The 18,816-nt window shown below is 56.8% G+C and carries 19 protein-coding genes and 1 pseudogene; 7 read left to right on the top strand and 13 right to left on the bottom strand.

From position 1 onward, the window contains the following. Positions 1 to 3: 3 nt before the first annotated feature. From trbL to traI, 8 genes are read right to left on the bottom strand one after another with little or no spacing between them, the layout of a single operon-like run. A complete protein-coding gene (gene trbL, locus AC5I5B_RS11630) occupies positions 4 to 1,185 on the bottom strand; it encodes a P-type conjugative transfer protein TrbL (RefSeq protein WP_495752712.1) in 1,182 nt (393 codons plus the stop codon). Then, positions 1,182 to 1,325: a hypothetical protein gene (locus AC5I5B_RS11635; protein WP_495752713.1), complete on the bottom strand. Its 144-nt coding sequence runs from the start codon at positions 1,323 to 1,325 to the stop codon at positions 1,182 to 1,184. Before AC5I5B_RS11635 ends, trbL begins: the two co-directional genes overlap by 4 nt. After that, positions 1,319 to 2,125 carry a P-type conjugative transfer protein TrbJ gene (gene trbJ, locus AC5I5B_RS11640; RefSeq protein ID WP_495752714.1) on the bottom strand — a complete coding sequence of 269 codons (807 nt, stop codon included), beginning with the start codon at positions 2,123 to 2,125 and terminating at the stop codon, positions 1,319 to 1,321. The genes AC5I5B_RS11635 and trbJ overlap by 7 nt, the downstream gene beginning before the upstream one ends. Next, a complete protein-coding gene (locus AC5I5B_RS11645) occupies positions 2,097 to 4,553 on the bottom strand; it encodes a conjugal transfer protein TrbE (RefSeq protein ID WP_495752715.1) in 2,457 nt (818 codons plus the stop codon). Before AC5I5B_RS11645 ends, trbJ begins: the two co-directional genes overlap by 29 nt. 10 nt (positions 4,554 to 4,563) lie before the next feature. Beyond that, positions 4,564 to 4,848 (bottom strand): conjugal transfer protein TrbD, encoded by a 285-nt coding sequence (locus AC5I5B_RS11650; protein ID WP_495752716.1) that lies wholly within the window; start codon positions 4,846 to 4,848, stop codon positions 4,564 to 4,566. Beyond that, complete coding sequence (locus AC5I5B_RS11655; protein WP_495752717.1) at positions 4,848 to 5,222, bottom strand: TrbC/VirB2 family protein; 375 nt, start codon at positions 5,220 to 5,222, stop codon at positions 4,848 to 4,850. The genes AC5I5B_RS11650 and AC5I5B_RS11655 overlap by 1 nt, the downstream gene beginning before the upstream one ends. Then, positions 5,212 to 6,183, bottom strand: a complete 972-nt coding sequence (trbB, locus tag AC5I5B_RS11660) for a P-type conjugative transfer ATPase TrbB (RefSeq protein ID WP_495752718.1) — start codon at positions 6,181 to 6,183, stop codon at positions 5,212 to 5,214. The genes AC5I5B_RS11655 and trbB overlap by 11 nt, the downstream gene beginning before the upstream one ends. Before the next feature lie 2 nt (positions 6,184 to 6,185). Beyond that, positions 6,186 to 6,812: an acyl-homoserine-lactone synthase gene (gene traI / locus AC5I5B_RS11665; protein WP_495752719.1), complete on the bottom strand. Its 627-nt coding sequence runs from the start codon at positions 6,810 to 6,812 to the stop codon at positions 6,186 to 6,188. Between the two features lie 323 nt (positions 6,813 to 7,135). Here traI and repA point away from each other — a divergent pair, with 323 nt between their 5' ends. The 5 genes and pseudogenes from repA to AC5I5B_RS11690 all read left to right on the top strand — a co-directional run bounded on the left by repA (position 7,136) and on the right by AC5I5B_RS11690 (position 12,393). Beyond that, a complete protein-coding gene (repA, locus tag AC5I5B_RS11670; RefSeq protein ID WP_495752720.1) occupies positions 7,136 to 8,389 on the top strand; it encodes a plasmid partitioning protein RepA in 1,254 nt (417 codons plus the stop codon). A 94-nt stretch (positions 8,390 to 8,483) separates the two neighbouring features. Next, positions 8,484 to 9,491, top strand: a complete 1,008-nt coding sequence (gene repB, locus AC5I5B_RS11675) for a plasmid partitioning protein RepB (RefSeq protein ID WP_495752721.1) — start codon at positions 8,484 to 8,486, stop codon at positions 9,489 to 9,491. A 167-nt stretch (positions 9,492 to 9,658) separates the two neighbouring features. Next, a complete protein-coding gene (gene repC, locus AC5I5B_RS11680; RefSeq protein ID WP_495752722.1) occupies positions 9,659 to 10,870 on the top strand; it encodes a plasmid replication protein RepC in 1,212 nt (403 codons plus the stop codon). Between the two features lie 875 nt (positions 10,871 to 11,745). Next, positions 11,746 to 12,007, top strand: a pseudogene (locus AC5I5B_RS11685) (Na/Pi cotransporter family protein); the annotation flags it as partial. Positions 12,008 to 12,066: 59 nt separating this feature from the next. After that, on the top strand, positions 12,067 to 12,393 hold the full coding sequence (locus AC5I5B_RS11690; RefSeq protein ID WP_495752731.1) for a TnsB C-terminal domain-containing protein: 327 nt from the start codon (positions 12,067 to 12,069) through the stop codon (positions 12,391 to 12,393). Between the two features lie 410 nt (positions 12,394 to 12,803). Here the strand turns inward: AC5I5B_RS11690 and AC5I5B_RS11695 are convergent, their stop codons facing one another. Beyond that, complete coding sequence (locus AC5I5B_RS11695; protein ID WP_495752723.1) at positions 12,804 to 13,199, bottom strand: hypothetical protein; 396 nt, start codon at positions 13,197 to 13,199, stop codon at positions 12,804 to 12,806. 315 nt (positions 13,200 to 13,514) lie between these two features. On the opposite strand from AC5I5B_RS11695, the gene AC5I5B_RS11700 reads away from it, so the two are divergent. Continuing rightward, on the top strand, positions 13,515 to 13,715 hold the full coding sequence (locus AC5I5B_RS11700) for a hypothetical protein (protein ID WP_495752724.1): 201 nt from the start codon (positions 13,515 to 13,517) through the stop codon (positions 13,713 to 13,715). Here the strand turns inward: AC5I5B_RS11700 and AC5I5B_RS11705 are convergent. Next, positions 13,702 to 14,856 carry a site-specific integrase gene (locus AC5I5B_RS11705; protein WP_495752725.1) on the bottom strand — a complete coding sequence of 385 codons (1,155 nt, stop codon included), beginning with the start codon at positions 14,854 to 14,856 and terminating at the stop codon, positions 13,702 to 13,704. The genes AC5I5B_RS11700 and AC5I5B_RS11705 overlap by 14 nt on opposite strands. After that, the gene (locus AC5I5B_RS11710; RefSeq protein ID WP_495752726.1) at positions 14,856 to 15,143 is read right to left on the bottom strand and encodes a DUF7673 family protein; all 288 of its coding nucleotides are present in this window, start codon (positions 15,141 to 15,143) and stop codon (positions 14,856 to 14,858) included. Before AC5I5B_RS11710 ends, AC5I5B_RS11705 begins: the two co-directional genes overlap by 1 nt. 179 nt (positions 15,144 to 15,322) lie before the next feature. Here AC5I5B_RS11710 and AC5I5B_RS11715 point away from each other — a divergent pair, with 179 nt between their 5' ends. Further along, complete coding sequence (locus AC5I5B_RS11715) at positions 15,323 to 16,462, top strand: RHE_PE00001 family protein (RefSeq protein ID WP_495752727.1); 1,140 nt, start codon at positions 15,323 to 15,325, stop codon at positions 16,460 to 16,462. 202 nt (positions 16,463 to 16,664) lie between these two features. Here the strand turns inward: AC5I5B_RS11715 and AC5I5B_RS11720 are convergent, their stop codons facing one another. Together AC5I5B_RS11720 and AC5I5B_RS11725 are read right to left on the bottom strand one after the other, a co-directional pair. Continuing rightward, positions 16,665 to 17,810: an XRE family transcriptional regulator gene (locus AC5I5B_RS11720; protein WP_495752728.1), complete on the bottom strand. Its 1,146-nt coding sequence runs from the start codon at positions 17,808 to 17,810 to the stop codon at positions 16,665 to 16,667. Then, complete coding sequence (locus AC5I5B_RS11725; protein WP_495752729.1) at positions 17,764 to 18,447, bottom strand: hypothetical protein; 684 nt, start codon at positions 18,445 to 18,447, stop codon at positions 17,764 to 17,766. The genes AC5I5B_RS11720 and AC5I5B_RS11725 overlap by 47 nt, the downstream gene beginning before the upstream one ends. Positions 18,448 to 18,816: the final 369 nt, after the last annotated feature.

Raw genomic sequence — 18,816 nt, forward strand, 5'->3', positions numbered from 1 at the left:
TGTTTATGATTTGTCGTTTCGTTCGAGAGGAGGTTGATGGCCGCTTTTCCCCAGGCGGCTCTGGTCGAGCTTGGCATTTGCCAACCCCATGATCGAACCTGCATAGGCACCCGGCGAACCGATCGCCTTTTCTTTCACCGCCGATCCAGCGGCCGTACCTGCGGAAACGATGCCAGCGCCAAAGCCGCGAAGCGCCGCGCCGGCCATAGAGGAACCCGCCGCCCTGGCGGATTGGGTAGCGGCGAAACCGGCGCTTGCCGCACCTGCTGTAAGAAAAGCGCCGCCGGCCGCGAATGATGCCGCCTGACCACCATGGCGAATGGCCTCCATTCCTCCCGAAACCGATACGCCCTGCACAACACCCTGGATGATGTTGGGTACATACATGGCGATGATGAAGACCACCACGGATATGCCAGCGATGGCCAGGGTGGTAATGAACTGGTCGGATATTGCCGTTTCAGCCTGCGCAAGACCTAGCAGGACTTCAGCCCCGATCCTCGCGATCATCACGAGCGCCATCAGTTTCATGCCAACTGCAAAGGCGTAGACAAGGTACCGGACGGCAAAGTCCTTGGTAAAGGATGAGCCCCCGAGCCCTAGCATAATCATGCCAGCGAGAAGGCCGACATACATTTCAACCATCACCGCAACGAAGATTGCCGCAACCAGCGAGAAACAAATCACGACGACGCCCATCGCAAGGACTGCGGCAATCGCCAGAGCGTTATCTTCGAAAACCCCGAACCTAGCCTGCTGTGACAGCTGGGATGCGACCCGAATGCCTGCGTCAAAGACCTCCGCAGGCGATGCAGACCCGCCACCCGCGCCAATTTGATAAAGGCTGTCAACGACCGCTTTCGCGAATGCCGGCCCCTGGGAGAGCACGAAGGCGAAGAAGCCGATGAACATGATCCGCCGAACAAGCTCGGCAAACCAGCTTTCCAGCGATGCTGCCTGTATCGCCAACCAGACCGCGGCGATCCCGACCTCTATACCCGCGAGAATCCAGAACAACGACCTAGCCGCGTCCATGATGGTGTTTTCCCAGCCCTTCGCTGACCTCGAAACCTGGTTTTCAAGTTCGGTCAGGACCTCGCCCTGCTGTGCAAAGGCGGGAACTGCAAGAAGCAGGCAGGCGATCGCACCAAGGACGGCAGCCCTCTCGATACTGCGTGTTATCATCGTGGCGACTCCTCTTGGCCTGCCGTGATCGAGGACAGCACTTCGCTGGCGCCCGGCTGGGTGACACGGAAGATGGCGCCAGAAGCAAAAGCGGCCACCATGACAGGGGCGATGACGATCGAAATCGAATGGGTCACCATCGTGGCTCCATCGTCTGACCTTTGCGGATCATCCCGACGTCGGCGTTGAAGAACTTTTCCCTGCGAGCTTGAGCGAGATCCTTCTCCGTCTGTTCGCTTTGCAGCCAGGTTCCCATCATCGTCATCTGCTGGGAGGCGAGCCCCCGAAGCTTCTGCATCTGGGCAACCTGCTGGGCGGCGATCTGGTGGCCGATCTCCAGCGCTTTCATCTGGCCGTCGGCGGTTTCAGACATTGAGCGAAGTTTGTCCATCGTCGCTTCTTCGCCTTCAAACTGGTCTGCCGTCAGGCTCGCTGCGCGTAGCGTACTTGCGATGGTGTCCCGGTTTGTCTCGGACCATCCCTGGTAGGTCGTTGAGAAACTTTCCGCGTGTGGCAGCTTCGATTTGAGTTCCGAATAGCTCTTGAAACGCTGCTTCAACACGTCGTCGAAGTTTCCAAGTGAGAATGAGACGCTCCGGCCCTGGTTAACTATGCCACGAAGCCGATCGAGATCGCCCATCACCTTACCCCAGTTGCGGTCGCCCAGCTTTGCGGTGTTCTGCGTCAGGTTTTTATAGATATTGAGCTGATGCTCGATCTGTTCGGCAAGCTGGGTGATTTCAGTCAACTGATTTTCGATCTGCTTGCCGGACTGGCCAACAAGCGCGACAAGTTCGCCATTGTTGAGAATCTGGGTTATCTCCGTGGCACCGGTGACTGCGCCGCCAGCTTGCGCTGGATGTGTTGATCCGCTCGCCATAACGGCAACTGTGCCGGCCAACACGCAAAGACTATTTAAAATCGAGTGGTGATGCGGCATCCTGAACTCCTCTCGTCTTGAGCCAGTGGGCGGGCCAGTCCGCACCGTGTTCGGATTTGAGTGCGCGAATGCGCTTCAGGTCATCTTTTCCGGATGCGCCGACGAAACTCAGCGTCAACGGTCCGAGCGACATGTCAAAGAGTCGCCGGCCGTCAGGCGTCGCAACGTAATATTCTCGCTTGGGTATGGCGCTTGAGACGATATCGATCTGGCGCTCGTTGAAACCAATCCGCTCGTAGAATTCACGGGTGCCGGTTTCTCGTGCCGCTCCGTTCGGCAGGCAGATCTTCGTTGGGCAGGACTCTTTCAGCACATCGATAATGCCGGACCGTTCGGCATCCGAGATCGACTGCGTCGCAAGGACGACGGCGCAGTTGGCCTTGCGAAGAACCTTCAACCATTCGCGAATCTTGTCACGAAAGACCGGATGTCCGAGCATCAGCCAGGCCTCATCGAGAAGGATCAGGCTGGGGGAACCATCAAGGCGCTTTTCGATACGGCGGAAGAGGTAGGTGAGAACAGGAACAAGATTGCGCTCCCCCATATTCATGAGTTGTTCGATCTCGAAGCACTGGAAAGCCCGTAGGGTCAGGCCGTCCTCTTCTGCATCGAAAAGCTGGCCCATTGGTCCGTCGACCGTGTAGTGGTGGAGCGCATCCTTGATGTCGCGCATCTGAACGCCGCTGACGAAATCCGACAGCGACTTTCCAGGTGCGGTCGTCATCAGCCCGATCTGGCGCGAAATGGCATTGCGGTGGTCAGGCGTGATCGTCACGCCCTGCAACGCGACGAGTATTTCTATCCATTCCGTAGCCCAGGCTCGATCGCCGTCGGTCGAAAGATCAAACAGCGGGCAGAATGCCAGCGCACTGCGCTCCCCATTTTGATCGCTGCCGATTTCATAGTGATCGCCGCCGGCGGCAAGCGTCAACGGAAGAAGGGAATTACCCTTGTCGAATGCAAAGATTTGGGCGAACGCATAGCGCCGGAACTGTGCGGCGATGAGCGCAAGCAGGGTTGACTTGCCGGAACCGGTTGGCCCGAAGATCAGCGTGTGACCAACATCATCGACATGCAGATTCAAGCGGAACGGCGTCGACCCCGAGGCCACTTGCATCAGCGGCGGCGAGTTTTGCGGATAAAATGGGCACGGTGCGACCGGATGGCCCGACCATACCGAGTTCAGCGGGATCAGGTCCGCCAGATTGCTCGTATTGATCAGCGGTTCGCGAATATTGGCGTACCAGTTGCCCGGAAGACTGCCAAGAAATGCATCCGTCGCGTTCAATGTCTCAATTCGGGCCCCGAACCCTTCTGCCTGGATAAGCCGGCGAATGGACTCCGCCTTCTCCTGCAAGACTTCACGGTTTTCATCGAAAAGGATGATGACCGGAGTGTAATAGCCGTAGGTGACAAGCTGCGAGGACGCCTGTGCGATGGCGTCCTCTGTCTCGGTGACCATCGTCACCGCATCCTGGTCGACCGATCGGCTCTGAGTTTGAAAAAGCTGGTCGAAAAAGGGGCGAACCTTTTGCTGCCATTTCTTGCGTGTGCGCTCGAGCCTATGTCGTGCCTCTTCCGCATCCAGGAAAATGAACCGGGAGGACCAGCGATAGCTCACCGGCATCAGATCGAGATTGTTGAGAATGCCGGGCCAACTCTCCGCAGGCAGACCGTCGATTGCGACGATACCGAGGAACCGGTTGTCGACTTTTGGTGTCAGGCCATGCTGAAGCTCCGCTGTCGCCAACCAGTCGAGGTACATTGGAATTTCAGGCAGTCGAACCGGATGGCTTTCGCCCGTGATGCAGAAGCGGACGAATTGCAGGAGCTCGTCATAGCGCGCGATCCTCTCCCCTCCCCTCTCGCGGATTTCTCGCGTCTGCATGCGCGCGATGGACAAGGTGTTTGCCAGATATTGCTCGAGTTCCCGGATTGCATTGCGAAAGACAAACAGGGTATTGTCCGCATAGGACTTCTTGCGGCCCTCCTTGTCCGAATAGATGTATTTGGTGAGCACGGTCTTCTTCGGCTCGAGCGGACGATAGGTCAGAATGATCGCGTGCTTGCTTTCGAAGTGACCCTGCTCGCGTCCAAAGTGCCTCCTGCGTTCAGCATCGATAGCGCGGGTGACAGGGTCGGGGAAATGGCACTTTTCCGGTGCGGGATAGTCGACTGTCGGCAAGCGGATCGCCTCCACCTGGATCATCCAGCCGGTTCCCAGGCGAGACAGGACCGCATTGATCTGACGCGATAGTTCGTTGCGTTCGAGATCGGTGGCGCTTTCGGAATCCGGGCCGGCAAAATACCAGCCAGCCATCAAGCTCCCGTCCTTCAGGAGCAGAACACCATTGTCAACGAGCCCGGCATAGGGAACCAGATCGGCGAAAGAAGGTCCGGTTGCGCGAAATCTCTTGAGAGCAGCCATCGGGTCCTCCTCAGTGTCTGCGCCAGGGTGAGGTGGTCGTCCGATAATGCGACCGATATGAAATGTGCCTGATATAGATCTGTCGCATAAGCGGATCGGACTTGGCCATTATGCGAAGCAGGCCGACAATGATGATCCAGACCGCTAACCCGAAGAGTGCCGAATAGGCCGTCAGCACGACGAAGATGAGGATCGCCGAGGCGAGCCCGGTAATGAGGACGAGCTCGCGGTCGGCCCCCATCAGCAGGTTCGGGCGAGACAAAGCTCGGTGAATGCGATTGCGACGAAGGCTCATCAGGCCCCCTCCCCCCGGCCGATCACCATGAGCCAACTGATCTGCTCGCTTGGCAATCCGATCGAGGCTCCGGTTGCGCCAAAAAGACCAACGATCGTCGTTGCGCCCAGCAGAATGCCGGCGACCAGGACCACATACATCAGTCTTCGGGCAAAATCGTTGAGTTCACCGCCGAAGATGAGCATGCCTCCGGCGATCGCGACGGCAGCCAGGGCAATATAGCCCGCCACGGGTCCGGTTATTGATTGCTGGATTTTTTCAAGCGGGCCTTCCCACGGCAGGCTTCCGCCAGAACCGGCAAGGGCAGGCGTTATTGAAACGATAGCGGCAATGGCAAGGATGATGGCTGTGTTGATCGGTGGCCTAAGCTGCATCGCGGCTCTCCTCTGCGTAGGGTTCAACCTGGTAATGACCGCCCGAGAAGCGGGTTACATGGAGAATCTCGTTGACCCGACGGGCCTTCGCTGTTCGTTCAATCGAGATGACAAGGTCGACGGCATCGCCGATCACCGCCTGCATCGGCTGATAACTGACTTCGGCGGTGAGTTGCTCGAGACGCTGGAGAGCAGAGTGCGCGTTATTGGAATGAATGGTTGCGACCCCGCCGGGATGGCCCGTATTCCAGGCTTTGAGCATGGTTAGAGCCGCGCCGTCGCGGACTTCGCCGACGATTATGCGATCTGGACGCAGGCGCATGGTGCTCTTAAGCAGACGCGACATGTCGACAGTATCGCTGGTGTGAAGGCTCACTGCGTTTTCAGCGATGCATTGAATTTCGGCAGTATCTTCAAGGATCACGAGGCGATCTTGTGGAGAGTGCGCCACGATTTCAGCAAGGATCGCGTTGGTCAACGTGGTTTTCCCGGAGCCGGTGCCACCAGCAACGAGAATATTGAATCTGGAGGCGACCGCACTGCGAATTATTTCCGCCTGCCGGGCCGTCATGGTCTTGCTGGCGACGTAGTCATCGAGCGGAACAAGCCGCGAAGCACGACGGCGGATCGTGAACGATGGACCAGATACCACTGGGGGAAGCAGTCCTTCAAAGCGATGCCCTCCGATGGGAAGCTCGCCGGATACTATGGGGTGGTCGTCGTCGACTTCGGAATTCAGCACGTGGGCAACACTGCCGATAACGGTCTCTGCTGCGGAACATGTCATCTCGCCTGCCGCGCATATTCCGTGACCCAGGCGTTCAATGAAAAGTTTGCCATCCGGGTTCAGCATGATCTCGACGACGCCCGGATCATCAAGTGCGATGCAGAGGTGATCGCCGAGGGCATTTTGTAGCTTGCTCACGAGCCTCGTTAGGGAGCGGTTCTGGGTGCCGATCATGATCAAGCCGCCTTCTCGTGAACGGTTGAAAAGTCTGATGAATAGGAGACTGGTCGAAGCAGATCGAAGCTCTTCCAGTCCGCAGGTAGGATGCCTGCAACGCTGCGGGTTTCATTGATCATCGTGGGTTCTCCCAGCCGGGAAAGGTGCCAGCCGGCTCTACGAAGGATCCGTTCAAACCGCACGTCGGTCGCCGTGACGATCTCGCTGTAACCGTTGAGAATGCTCCATTCGACAATCCCTGCAAACATGGTCAGGGTTGCTGGATGAAGCCTGCCCTGCTCTCGATCGGCGGTGCTGTCGGTGTCGACGCAGAAGCGCGAACTCTCGACCATTCTTCGGTGCGTTGTAAGTTGCCGCTGGTCGAGAAGCTGTGGGAACACTTCCCGCAGCATGGTGCGGTCGGTGGCGGGTAGAAGCCTGGCGCATCCGACAACCACCGAGGAGGTGCTTAAACACAGGATATATGTCGGCCGCATCTCATCGAACTGGTCCATTTCCATGCCGGAAGTGCAACTGACGTTCCATTGGAGGCGGCCTCGAAAAATTCTGGCTCGAAGCCGATGCATTTCAAGGATGAGGTGCTGTTCAGCTTTGCTTCTCGGGTCCCTGATGGCAATTACGCGCATCGCGCAAATCTCCTTAGTTTGAACTGCCGGGAGATTTGCCGGTGCGCAAAGGTTCGATCTACTGCCAAAAGTGTTAGCGGCTGATTCTGGGGATTGAGATTGGGAAGGTCTCAGGAAGTCTGCCGGTGCTGCTGGCCGACTGAGAAAAGTGTTAGTAGATGACTTGACACCTCACATCCAAAATTCAACCAACACGATGAAATTCCTTGTTAAAATGCATTTTCAAGAAAAACTGGTTCAACCGTTCTCCCTTAGCTTAAGCTCTTGTTCACCCTATTTCACTTGCGGTGAGGTGGGAATCATGGCTTACCTTTGAGACGGTAATGGCGCGTCTGACGCCAATAATCCGTCTGAAAACAGAGGTTAATGTGAACGTGATCGACAGACACATCGAAAGAGCATCGACTTCTGCCCATATCACGCAAAGGGCAGAAGCGCTTTCTGCTCGCCTGCGCGCAGTCGGCGAACGCGCATTCCCCCCGACAGCGCAGAAGTCGTTGCGTACCTTCACATCGGGAGAGGTCGCCGATATCGTCGGCGTTTCCGATGGCTATCTCCGCCAGCTGTCGCTGGACGGGCTGGGGCCGACCCCGGATCTTGGAAATGCAGGCCGGCGCTCGTATTCCCTGGAGCAGATCAACGAGTTGCGGCAATTTCTTGCAACCGCTCGCCCGAAAGAAGCTACCCGCTTCTTTCCAAGACGACGCCAAGGCGAGAAATTGCAGATCATTACAGTCGCAAATTTCAAAGGCGGCTCCGCAAAAACCACAACTTCAGTGTATCTTGCGCAAGGACTGGCCCTACAAGGCTATCGTGTGCTCGCCATCGATCTTGATCCTCAGGCATCATTGTCCGCAATGTTCGGGTATCAACCCGAATTTGATGTCGCCGAAAATACCACGCTTTACGGTGCAATCCGATACGACGATCAGCGCGTGACGATGCGGGACGTTGTTCGTCCAACCTATTTCACCGGGATCAGTATTGTTCCTGGAAATCTCGAGTTGATGGAGTTTGAGCATCAGACGCCACGTTTCATGCTTCAGAACCGTGGGCGGCCAGAGGATCTGTTCTTCCGTCGCGTCGCCGGAGCAATCGCGCAGGTCGAGGATGATTTCGATGTCGTCGTCGTGGATTGCCCTCCTCAACTGGGCTTTCTTACGATGGGCGCATTGAACGCTGCTACTGGCATGATCGTTACAATCCATCCCCAAATGGTCGACGTGGCGTCTATGAGCCAGTTTTTGCTGATGACCTCCGACCTCGTTTCCGTCATCGAAGAAGCAGGAGGTCGTCTTGACTACGACTTCCTGCGTTTCCTCGTGACCCGCCATGATCCGCGCGACGTTCCTGAACAGGAGATCGTCGGCCTGATGCGGGATGTCTTCGGATCGGATGTAATGGCGGCAAGCGCGTGGAAGTCGACGGCAATTGCAAACGCCGGGCTGACCAAGCAGTCGCTTTATGAACTGACGCGGGGCGCTGTCGGTCGCTCCACATATGACCGGGCAATGGAATCGATCAGTGCCGTCAACCAGGAGGTTGTCGACCTTCTGAATGAGGTCTGGCAGCGATGAAATCGAATGCAAGTCAATTAATTCAATCTCTTGAGTCGTTGTCAGCTGACGACATACTGATACCGGGCTCATCTTTTGGCAGGGAGATACGTACGTGAGCAAGCGAACGCAATCGATCCGCTCTCTATTTGCCGGTGGGACGGACGAGATACCGTCCGACGATGTCCGTCAGCCGGTTCACCGGGTCGCGTCCGGTGCTGTGCGGTCATTGAAGGACACATTCTCCGAAGTCGAGAGAGACTATGAAGAACTGAAGCGTCAGGTTGCCAGCGGCGCACTGCCTGTCGACCTCGACCCTGACTTGCTCGACCCCTCCCCCTTCTCTGACCGGTTTGCGGACCAGGATATGGCTGCAATCGAATCCATCAAGATATCCTTTAAGGAGCATGGGCAGGAAATACCAATCCTGGTCCGGGCTCACCCCGAGGCGCCAGGTCGCTATCAGATCGCTTATGGCCATCGTCGTGTGCGAGCGGCATCAGAGCTCGGCATGACGGTGAAGGCTTATGTCAGGGATCTGGACGACAACCGTCTTGTCGTGGCGCAGGGTGTAGAGAACTCTGCCCGCGAGGACCTGACTTTCATCGAACGCGCGATGTTCGCACTGAAACTTGAGGACGGCGGTTTCCATAGACCTCTTATCCAGACGGCTCTCTCAGTCGATCGTCAGGAGGCTTCCAAGCTTTTGGGAGTTGCAAGGGGAATTCCCCGCTGGCTCATAGACGTAATCGGTCGTGCACCTAAGGTCGGCCGGCCGAGATGGCAGGAATTGGCTGAACTGCTGAAGGATGAAGAAGCAGAAAAGAAAGCGCGCAAAGCGACAGAGGACAAGTCGTTCGGGCACAAAGACACTGATGAGCGGTTCGCCACGGTCCTTCGAGGCGTAAAATTCAGCGGTGTGGACACATCGACGCCGCGTCCCATGCAACATGTTGCCAAGTCACACGACGGTACTGAAATCGCAACCTTCGCCGTCGCCGGCAAACATTGCAAAATTCAGATTAGTCGAGATCGGGATGAAGCCTTTGCTCGGTTTGTAATGGAGAAGCTTCCCGAACTCTACGCGAGCTTCAGGAGTGAGACTCCGTCGTCAGAAGGATAATTGGAAAGGAAGCAGCAAAAGAAAAAGGCCCCCAAACGTCGCCGTCATGGAAGCCTCTCTCAATGGTGTAAGCAGCCAGAGAATCGCATTTTCATGAATCGTAGTCAAGAGTCTTTGGCGCCGTTTTGGTGAGCGGATTTCTTTTGTCTTTTGAAAGGTGAAAGAAAATGCACAGTGGAAATGTGACGACGCCCTTCGGGCGGCGGCCGATGACGCTTGCCCTTGTGAAGTCCCAGTTGCGGACGTCACAGGTACCTGAGGGAAAGTCGGCGGACAAATGGAAAGTCTACAGGGATGTCTGCGACGCTCGCTCGATGCTTGGCTTGCGCGATCGTGCGCTCGCGGTGCTGAATGCACTGCTGACCTTCTATCCTGATGCTGAGTTGCAGAACGATCGCAACCTCATTGTCTTCCCGTCGAATGCACAGTTGACGACGCGAGCCAACGGCATCGCCGGCACGACGCTCCGAGAAAATCTTGCAATCTTGGTCGATGCGGGATTGATCCAACGTTGCGACAGCCCGAATGGGAAGCGATATGCCCGTAAAGCAGCCGATGGTGGGATCGAGACAGCCTATGGGTTCAGTCTTTCTCCTTTGTTGGCGCGATCTGAAGAACTTGCGATGTTGGCACAGGAGGTTGCAGCAGCACAGCGCCACCTCAAAATCGTAAAAGAGCGCATCACAATCGCACGCCGAGATGTCAGGAAGCTGATCACGGCGGCAATAGAAGATAACGCTCCTGGTGATTGGGCACGCGTTGAGAGCATCTATGTAGAGCTGGTCTCACGTCTAAAAGCATGCAAAGTGACCGGATCGTTCGAGGACGTGCGCGATGAACTCGAAATGCTGCGCGAAGAAATCATCAACATGCTGGAACTTCAGATTAATTTGCCAAAATCCGAGGCCAATGATGACGGTATCCGTCGGCACATACAGAATTCAAATACCGAATCCATCAATGAACTTGAACCTAGCTCTAGAAAGGAGCTGGGCGAAACGCCGAGCAAAAACCTTACCCGTTTGACCGAGCCTCTAAAAGCTTTTCCGATAGGTATGGTGCTTCGCGCCTGCCCCGAGATTTCAATGTACGGCCCGGGGGGCAAGATTGAGAATTGGCGTGATCTCATGGGCGCCGCCGTGGTGGTGCGATCAATGCTCGGCGTCAGTCCGTCGGCTTACCAGGAGGCCTGTGAGGTAATGGGGTCTGAAAACGCGGCCGTGACAATGGCTGCGATTCTGGAAAAGGCAGGGCATATCAGTTCTGCTGGTGGATACCTCCGGGATTTGACCGCGCGGGCAGGTCGTGGTGAGTTCTCGCTCGGGCCGATGTTGATGGCATTGCTCAGAGACAGAGGAGAAGAAAAACGTCGTGCATAACGTGGGACGAGGGATGGATCCTGATGTTGTCAGCTGACAACAATCTAAGCCACTGAAATCATTGGGTATGCGTTTCGAGGTTGATGACAGGAAAGTCAACGGCAGAAAGTGGAGCTTTAAGTTTTTGGTTGTCATCGCTCTTGCACAAACCAGCAGTTTTATTGCGACGGCGGCCTTGGGATGGATTGTCTGGGTGAGGGCAACACAGAAAAAGCGGGGTGTGACAGCGCCAAGTTTGACTTCGGGGTGCAGAAAGTATCAGTGATCATGCTTTCGTTGACGAGATGGCGCTGGGTCTCGATTTCATGTTCCGCCAGCATTTCTGAGGTCACTGGTCCGACGACCTAGCCGACTGATCCGCAAGCGGGTGCGGACTGGCGCACTTGCTTCGCTCTCAATATGTTCGCGCAGGCCCGACGGACCACAGACCCGAGACCTGATATTGCGTAGCCAGATTTCGTCTACCGAGATTGACGGGTTCACACTATTTACGTTGCTGAGGAGAACCAATTCTTCTTCCGCTCTTAGCTTTTGAAACAGCGCGATACGTTCCTTGCATCATTCTGCGGTCGAACTTGCGGTTCATTGTGGGAGGACAGGCGTGCGCCGAAGGGCCCACTCGCCCGATGCGGGGGGAGCTGATCCGCATCGACGTCCTCCGAACCATCTTCATCGTCTTTGGCTTAACATAGCGACGATAAATCATAGGGCTTCAGCCATAGTCGAGTAGGTCTATAGCACCTGCCCGGGCCAGATCGTCGGATGTATAGACTTTGCGATCAAGCTCGTTGATGCAGGTTGCTATCTCCGTCAGCTGTGCCTCTCTTCCGTCGTCGGCCTCCTCGTCCGATCCGCGCTTCCAGCGCATTGCGCTCGCACTGGTCCTTTACGGTCTCACGCCCCTCCGGTAAGGGATGAGAGGCCTTGCCGAGAAGCCTGCATCCATCTGACTTGCCCGCGGTGTTCGGCGCGCCAGGGGTTGGCTGGTTCTCAGGGACAGTCGGGCTCATCACGCTCATCGTGGTCGGTTTGGCGATGACCGCGGTCATGCAATCCTCGACAGCTGGCATCGCCGTCACCATTTCAGCATTTTACCCCAGCGCGGTGAGCCTTGAACAAGGCGCAGCGTTGGCGCTGTAAACCGCCAAACATTGCTGCGTCCCTGGCTGACGTTGGCGATCGATGTCGCCAGCCGCATGGCGGCCGGCTTCTACCTGAGCCTTGAGTATCCATCGTCAACATCCGTCGCTTTGGCCATCCGGCACATGGCTTTGCCGAAGACATCGTGGCTCGCGGAGCGAAACGCGGTCGGCGACTGGCCCGTCCATGGTTTGCCCACCGCCATTCATATCGACAATGCTCGGGAATTTCGGGGAAAAGCGCTCGCTTGGGGAGCGAGCCGAGCACGGCATCAATCTCATCCATGGACCGGTTGCTCGCCCACATTACGGTGGTTACATCTAGCAGCTTATCGGCACGATGATGGGCGCCGTTCACTTTCCGCCCGGCTCAACGTCGAGTGATATAAGCTCCCGCGGCGACTACTATCCGCAACAGCATTCAGTCATGACCTTCGACGAGCTGGAACGGTGGCTGACCCTCGAGATCGTCGGTCGCTATCACGGCGATATCCACCGTACGCTGATTCCACCGCGGCTGGCTTGGGAAGATGTCTAATTTCGGCGAAGCCATCACCGCGCCCCGCGAATCCGGGCTTCCCTCAATGAAGCGGTGACCGTCGTGGCGAGCTGGAAGAGCTCCTTGAGGCAACGGCCTTGGCGAAGGCGGTCAAAAGGCCTCGGAGCGAGGATGATCTGGAATCATTTTCTTCATTGATCTCAACGCCCATAAGAAAGCAAAAAATCGCCATAGCAATATTCGCTTTCCCTCCTTAATTGGAACCCGCGCCTTTATTGAACTGCCGCGTTAACGCTCAATTTGCACAGCCGAAACACTGGATGTATCCGCCGAGATAATCCTCGACACTGTCTCTGTCTTTCTGGCGTTCTCTTAGCTGGCGCTGCCGTTCGCGTTCCCGCTCTTCGCGTCTTCTTTCACGCAATTCCCGCTGACGTTCTCTTTCACGATCGCGCCGCTCCGCCAATACAGCGTCCTGATAATTGCTATAGCACTTCTGCTTCTCGCGTGTGTAGTCGGGACGGCACATGGAATCAGGCTTATTTCGTTCGCGCATCCATCGATGGCATCGGACGAGCTCTTTGTCGACATCGTGATAGCAACCCTCCAGGTCATGCCAAGGCTCAGCTCCAGCCGGCAAGGCCGCAAATACCATCAAAATCGCAATAGTACGGATAAATCCCATCGACATAGTGCCTCCTCCAGAATGCCAATTTGGATTGCAATCGAGCTAACGCTCGTGCGAGTTCAGCCAGGCGCTGAAGCGGACGTAGGGATAGTTGCTAGGGCCGCGTATGGTGCCAAATCGTTCTTTGTCCGGTATCTCAGGCTCTGGCTTAATGAACCCTGTTTGTTGGATTCTCTCAAATCGTTCGGAGCTGGTCGTGTGCCATAGCTGTCCCAGCAGTCTTTCTTGGATGAATTGGGCGATCATCTCCATATCCCGGTTTGGGAATTGTCATCCCCAACATAGCCCGAAACGGCACGAATTCATACGGAGGAGGACATGAGTGTTGATCTCACTGCTGCGAACCAGCTTCCACCTCGCGCGGATGAATTGTTTCGCATTTTTGCTCGTTTTGAGTTTGCATTGAAAATGAGCGAATATGCCAAAATGAAGTGGGCTATGGTCAAGGTGCTCTGGGCCGACTTCGCCAAATCAGACTTTGTCGGCGGCAAAGTTCCGCTCAGTTTCAAATCAACCTAGCCGCTCTCCCGCTACGACGCGTTGCGCTGTTGTAATAGCTGGACGCTTGCTGCACCGAGCGATGACGAGATTGCTCCATTGCCTCGGGGAGGGGAACACCGCGATTGGCTGCCTCCGTCAGGTAGCCCGACCGTAGCCCGTGGGCGGAAAACTCCCCAGGATCCAATCCAGCCATTTCCGCCCGCTGTTTGAGTATGGCATTGATCGACTGCGGATCGAGGGCGCGCTTCGACACTGTACCCCAACGCCCGATCCCCCGAAATATACTGCCGCTCTCGATCCTGGCAACCACCATCCAGTCGTTCAGCGCCTCGACCGGCCGACCGGTCAGATAGACAACTTCCTCCTGCTCGCCGGAAGTGGTCTTGGTGCGGCCGAGATGCAGGGCCAAAGAGGGGAGGGGAGGGCCATCAGGCACGTCAATCGGCGGTTCGACCGTCAGTTGCTCGTGACGCAGTCCGGCGATCTCGCTGCGCCGGCGGCCGCCGGAGGCGAAGGCGACCATCAGGATCGCCCGGTCGCGCAGATCACGCAAACTCTCGCTCTCGCAGGTGGCCAGCAGCTTAGCCAGGACGTCGCCGGTCACCGCCCTGGCGCTCTTGCGGTGACGTGCCCGCGGCACGGCGCGCACGGCCAGCCGAATGGCGGATTTGAGGGGAGGGGAGGCGAAGGCGCCGTCGAGGCCGCGCCATTTGTTCAGTGTCGACCAGTTTGCCAGCCGTCGGCGTACCGTCGCCGGGGCGTGCGGGCCGGTGGATTTTAGAAAGCCTTGGCTGCGCAGGTTGCCGGCGACATCGGCCGGCATACCATGTTCGGGATCATTTTCGCGTTTTTCCGGGTCCCAGAGATGCTGCGCGACGAATTTTAACAGCAGCGCTTCGGGCGCCGGCCAGGGCAGGGACTGTCCGGTTGCGGCCAGGCTCCAGGCTTGGAGATAAGCGAGATCGGAGGTGAGAGCCCTCAGCGTATTGTCGCCCATGCCCTGGTTGACCAGATGCCGCAGGGTTTCGACATCCCCGTCGCTCAGAAGCTCGGCCAGTTCGTCGCGCCGGTCGATCGGCAGCACAGAAGCGATGGTATCGAGCTCGACGGCACGGCGCTCGACGCTGGACAGGGTGGCGGATTTCTTTGCGGCGGCCATCAGTCGATCTCGACGTGCGGCCGCCAGCGGCGGATGATAGCGATAATCTCCGGCTTGTAGAGGTCCGGATAGGAAAGTGTTTCTTCGCGCGCTATCCAGGTGAAGACCGTGGCCATGTCTTCGGCGACTTCGCGATCGACATTGGCAAGGTCGGTGAGGTCGAAACCACCATGCACTTCGGCGTTCCACCAGGCGAGCAAAAAATTGGCGACCCGGCGACCCTGGCCGGTGTCCGCATGCGCGACGTTGAGCAGCTTTTCGAGGGCGAAGCGGACGCGATCTTCCATGTTTCGGAGCCTTTGCGGAGCGGGATTTGACCCAGGATATGGGAATTTGCGGGCTTTGTCGATCTACCATCGATAAGGAGTACTTATCGATGGTTAGAGACCCATCCGGCAATCATACCATGTGAGGAACCCTAATATTCATATAGAGTTCGTTTAGCAAATCGTTTACCATAAAATCAATGGCTTACGATCTCGCGAAAATCAGCATGACCGCCCTGATGCGGCCGGCTTTCGACGCCGGTGTCGCTCTGACGCGTCTCGACGAGCGGATTGCCCGTTCGCCAGGGGGCGCGGGCTGGATCGAACGGCAAAATTTCGCCGATGCCTGTGCCTCCCTTTGGATCGACGGCGAACTTGTCCATCTCGAAGACCTCGTCCTCCACGACGCCTTTCGCGATACCCGCACCCCAACCCACGAACTCACCATCGCCCGCGACGTGCTGCGCACTCGCCGGCGCATTGCCGGACAGTCGCCGGACTGGCCACTATCGCCGGAGGGCATTCGGACTCTGCGAAGAACCTCCGAGATCACATCGGCCGGCACAGAAGAGGCGACGACCGCTGATGCCATCCGGCGGGCGGTCACGATCGATTCGGAAGGGGAGGGGGATGATAATGATGACGTCGAGGACCTTCCAGGCGTCGACTACGCCGCCATCGATGCCGTGCTCGCGCGGTCGGAGGCGGCGATCGAGGACGCGACACGGCCCGGTCCCGCCGTGGGCAACCATGGTGCCGAAAAGGATCCGATGATTTACGATCTCGACTGGGACGAAGACGCGCGGCTCGACGAATGGCGCGGCGTACTGCGAAAGGCCCAAGAACTGCCGGCAATGCTGCAGGCGATCATCGCCCTCGATGCCTGGAACGAGCTGTCCGTGCTTCAGCACGCGCCGTGGCTCGGCCGATTGTTTGCCGCCTCCATCCTGCGTCAGGCCGGCGTCACGTCAGGCGCGCATCTCGCCGCCATCAACTTTGGCCTGAAAACCATCCCAGTCGACCGGCGTCGCCACCGCGACCGGGAGGTCCGGCTGATGGCAATTGCCGACGGTCTGATCGCGGCCGCCGAGATCGGCATGAAGGAACATGACCGGCTGACGCTAGCGAAGGCGATGATGGACCGAAAGCTGGAGGGCAGGCGGACCTCTTCGAAATTGCCGGAGCTGGTTGAGCTGGTCATGGCGAAACCGCTCGTATCGGCCGCGATGGTGGCGAAGACGCTGGAGGTTACGCCGCAGGCGGCAAGGCGGATTGTTTTGGAGCTCGGCTTGCGCGAGATGACGGGGAGGGGGAGGTTTCGGGCGTGGGGTATTCTCTAAAGGACCCAAACTAGATCGACATCCCACGCAATTATTATCTCCCCATGAAACTGGACGGTTCGTGCTTCACCAATCCTATTTACGAGAGCCTCGTCGAAACAGAGGGCGACGAAATGGCTTGATTTGGTCGCGGTGCCAAGCCACGAATCAACTGAGCCCCCGGACCTTGCGTTAGAGGCCCGGCAACTCGATGTGCCAAGAATCAGTCGCGACTCGCCACAAGCCGCAGCTTTGGCTTGTCTGCGCCCTTGGCATCATTTTGGGGTGGCGAGAGGCCATGCATCTCAGCGAATTCACTCGGATCCGTTCGAAGCGCGTCAGCCAATTCCTCAAGGGAATAGCCAAGTTCTTTCATATGAAGATCGACAAGCTGCCTGCTGAGTTTCCCCAATTCCGGCTCTATATCGAATTCCTTTGGCTCTCGTGTCCTATACCCATACATACTCATCTGCTTATACAACCGTGTCGCGCTTTCATCTGGGATTACCTCAAGCGTCTTGGCTCTGTAGATCAAGGCAGACATAGCAACCCGCCATTTTTGTTTTAGCGGCCCCAGCTTCGGAATTGAAAGCCCTCGCTTTAGGTCTGCCAGGACCCCCGAGCGTGGCATGAGCAGTTCCGCAGCGAACTCATTCGCCTCTTTCTCCATCGCTTCATACGGATAGGGATGAAGCACGACGTGTCCATATTCATGGGCCAAGCTAAAGCGTTTACGATCAACAGGTCGGTTCTGATTGAGTACAATGACCGGCTTCATTCCCGCTGGCCGAAGTGTAACGCCATCGATGTCGGCCTCACCGAAGTTGCCTTCGACAACGAGGATGCCCGTTGATTCAACATAACGGACTAAGTTGCTGATTGGAGTATCCCCTAACTGCCAGGAGGCACGTACATGAAGGGCAGCCATGCTGGCTGACGTGACTGCACTGGCGTGCTCACTCACACTCGAATGGCTATCAACGACCTCGAATTGAAGAAGCGGGTACTCGGGTTCCAAATCGATCGCGTCGAGCAGCCTGCGGAACTGAAATACGAAATGGTTGGCGAGTGCAATAACAGCATGTTGATCCTTAGCGGAAACGGCGGCCTTCTTTCGAAAAGCTGCCCCGTGAAGGCTCATTGGTGTTCTGTATAGCAGCTCCTGCTCGTAGAAAAAGCTTACCGGGAATCCCAAAAAACGCGCAATCGATTGGATTTCGTCCAACGAAAGAACGTCCCGAGTGCCGTTTTCGATCCGAGAAATTGCTGCTTGAGCAATCCCGGTTCCAGTGGCCAATTCCTTTTGGGTCTTTCCGCGTCTGTTACGAGCTAGAAGCAGCATCTCCCCGTTTATCGGTTTTGCCGCCATGGTTGGACTCGTCCCCTTTTTCCTTCTTCAACGACAACTTGGTTCCGCTCGGCCCATCTATAGGACCTGTCTCCGCCGCGCCAGTAGCTTCACCGGGCAATTCGCGGTGGATCTGAATCTTCCGTTGATCGACCTTATCGGCAAACTTCAGAAATGCCCGGGCGACCGAGGCGCCTGTGCCACTGAGATGGCAGGCAATGAAAAACAAGAGGTCGGATGGCGCCTCCACTTCAAATCCGGGAAGGGTGGGCTCGCTTTCAATATCGTAAGCGGCGAATTGATGCGCAGCTTTAGAGGTGCCGCCCCGCGGCCCGGCAAGATGAAGCTCAAAGCAGACGGTGAAGGCTTTCCCATCAATTCCAAGTTCACCGAATATCTTATTACTCTGACCATTTTCGCAATAGTTGATGCTCAGTCCGTGATCGGAGAGCTTGGCCGCCACCGCTGCCTGCGTCAGTGCCCCGTTGAGCACTGACCCAGTCGCCCTTGGGTTGCCTAAGTCCACATACCGAACTCTCGCGAAATCGGCTAAAGTCCCTTCGAGTTCGCTAATCAGCGCCCAGATAGGGCCCTCGAAGCGGTCGCGAGCGGCAAGTAGTGCGTTGTCTCTGTTCAAGTCCGAATCGCCTTCTACCATTTGACATTCTCGATATAGCGCCGTTGCCACATCCTGTCAAAATATTCACTAAAATATTCACAGGATGAATATTTTGTGAAGCCCTTTCTCTCGGTGCCCGACGGATACTTTCCGGAGCGCCGCTGTCCGCACCAAGCTTGGTTCATCGCCCATGGAATCCGCACTCACCCAGCATCCTGGGCTCATTCCGGCGCTGGAATCGATCGGCTCACTGTCTAGGAGCGCAAAGTTGGAGTGAGAGGAAAACTAATCCAAGCGGATTGTGTCAATCAGCACCGAATGGGTAGACGCTTGTGCGTAAGCGGCGCTTCGAATGGTAATCCCCCCGTTCTTAGCGGGGCTTGGTCGTAGAATTCACGCGGCCATTTT

It is taken from the genome of Agrobacterium sp., from assembly GCF_059499945.1.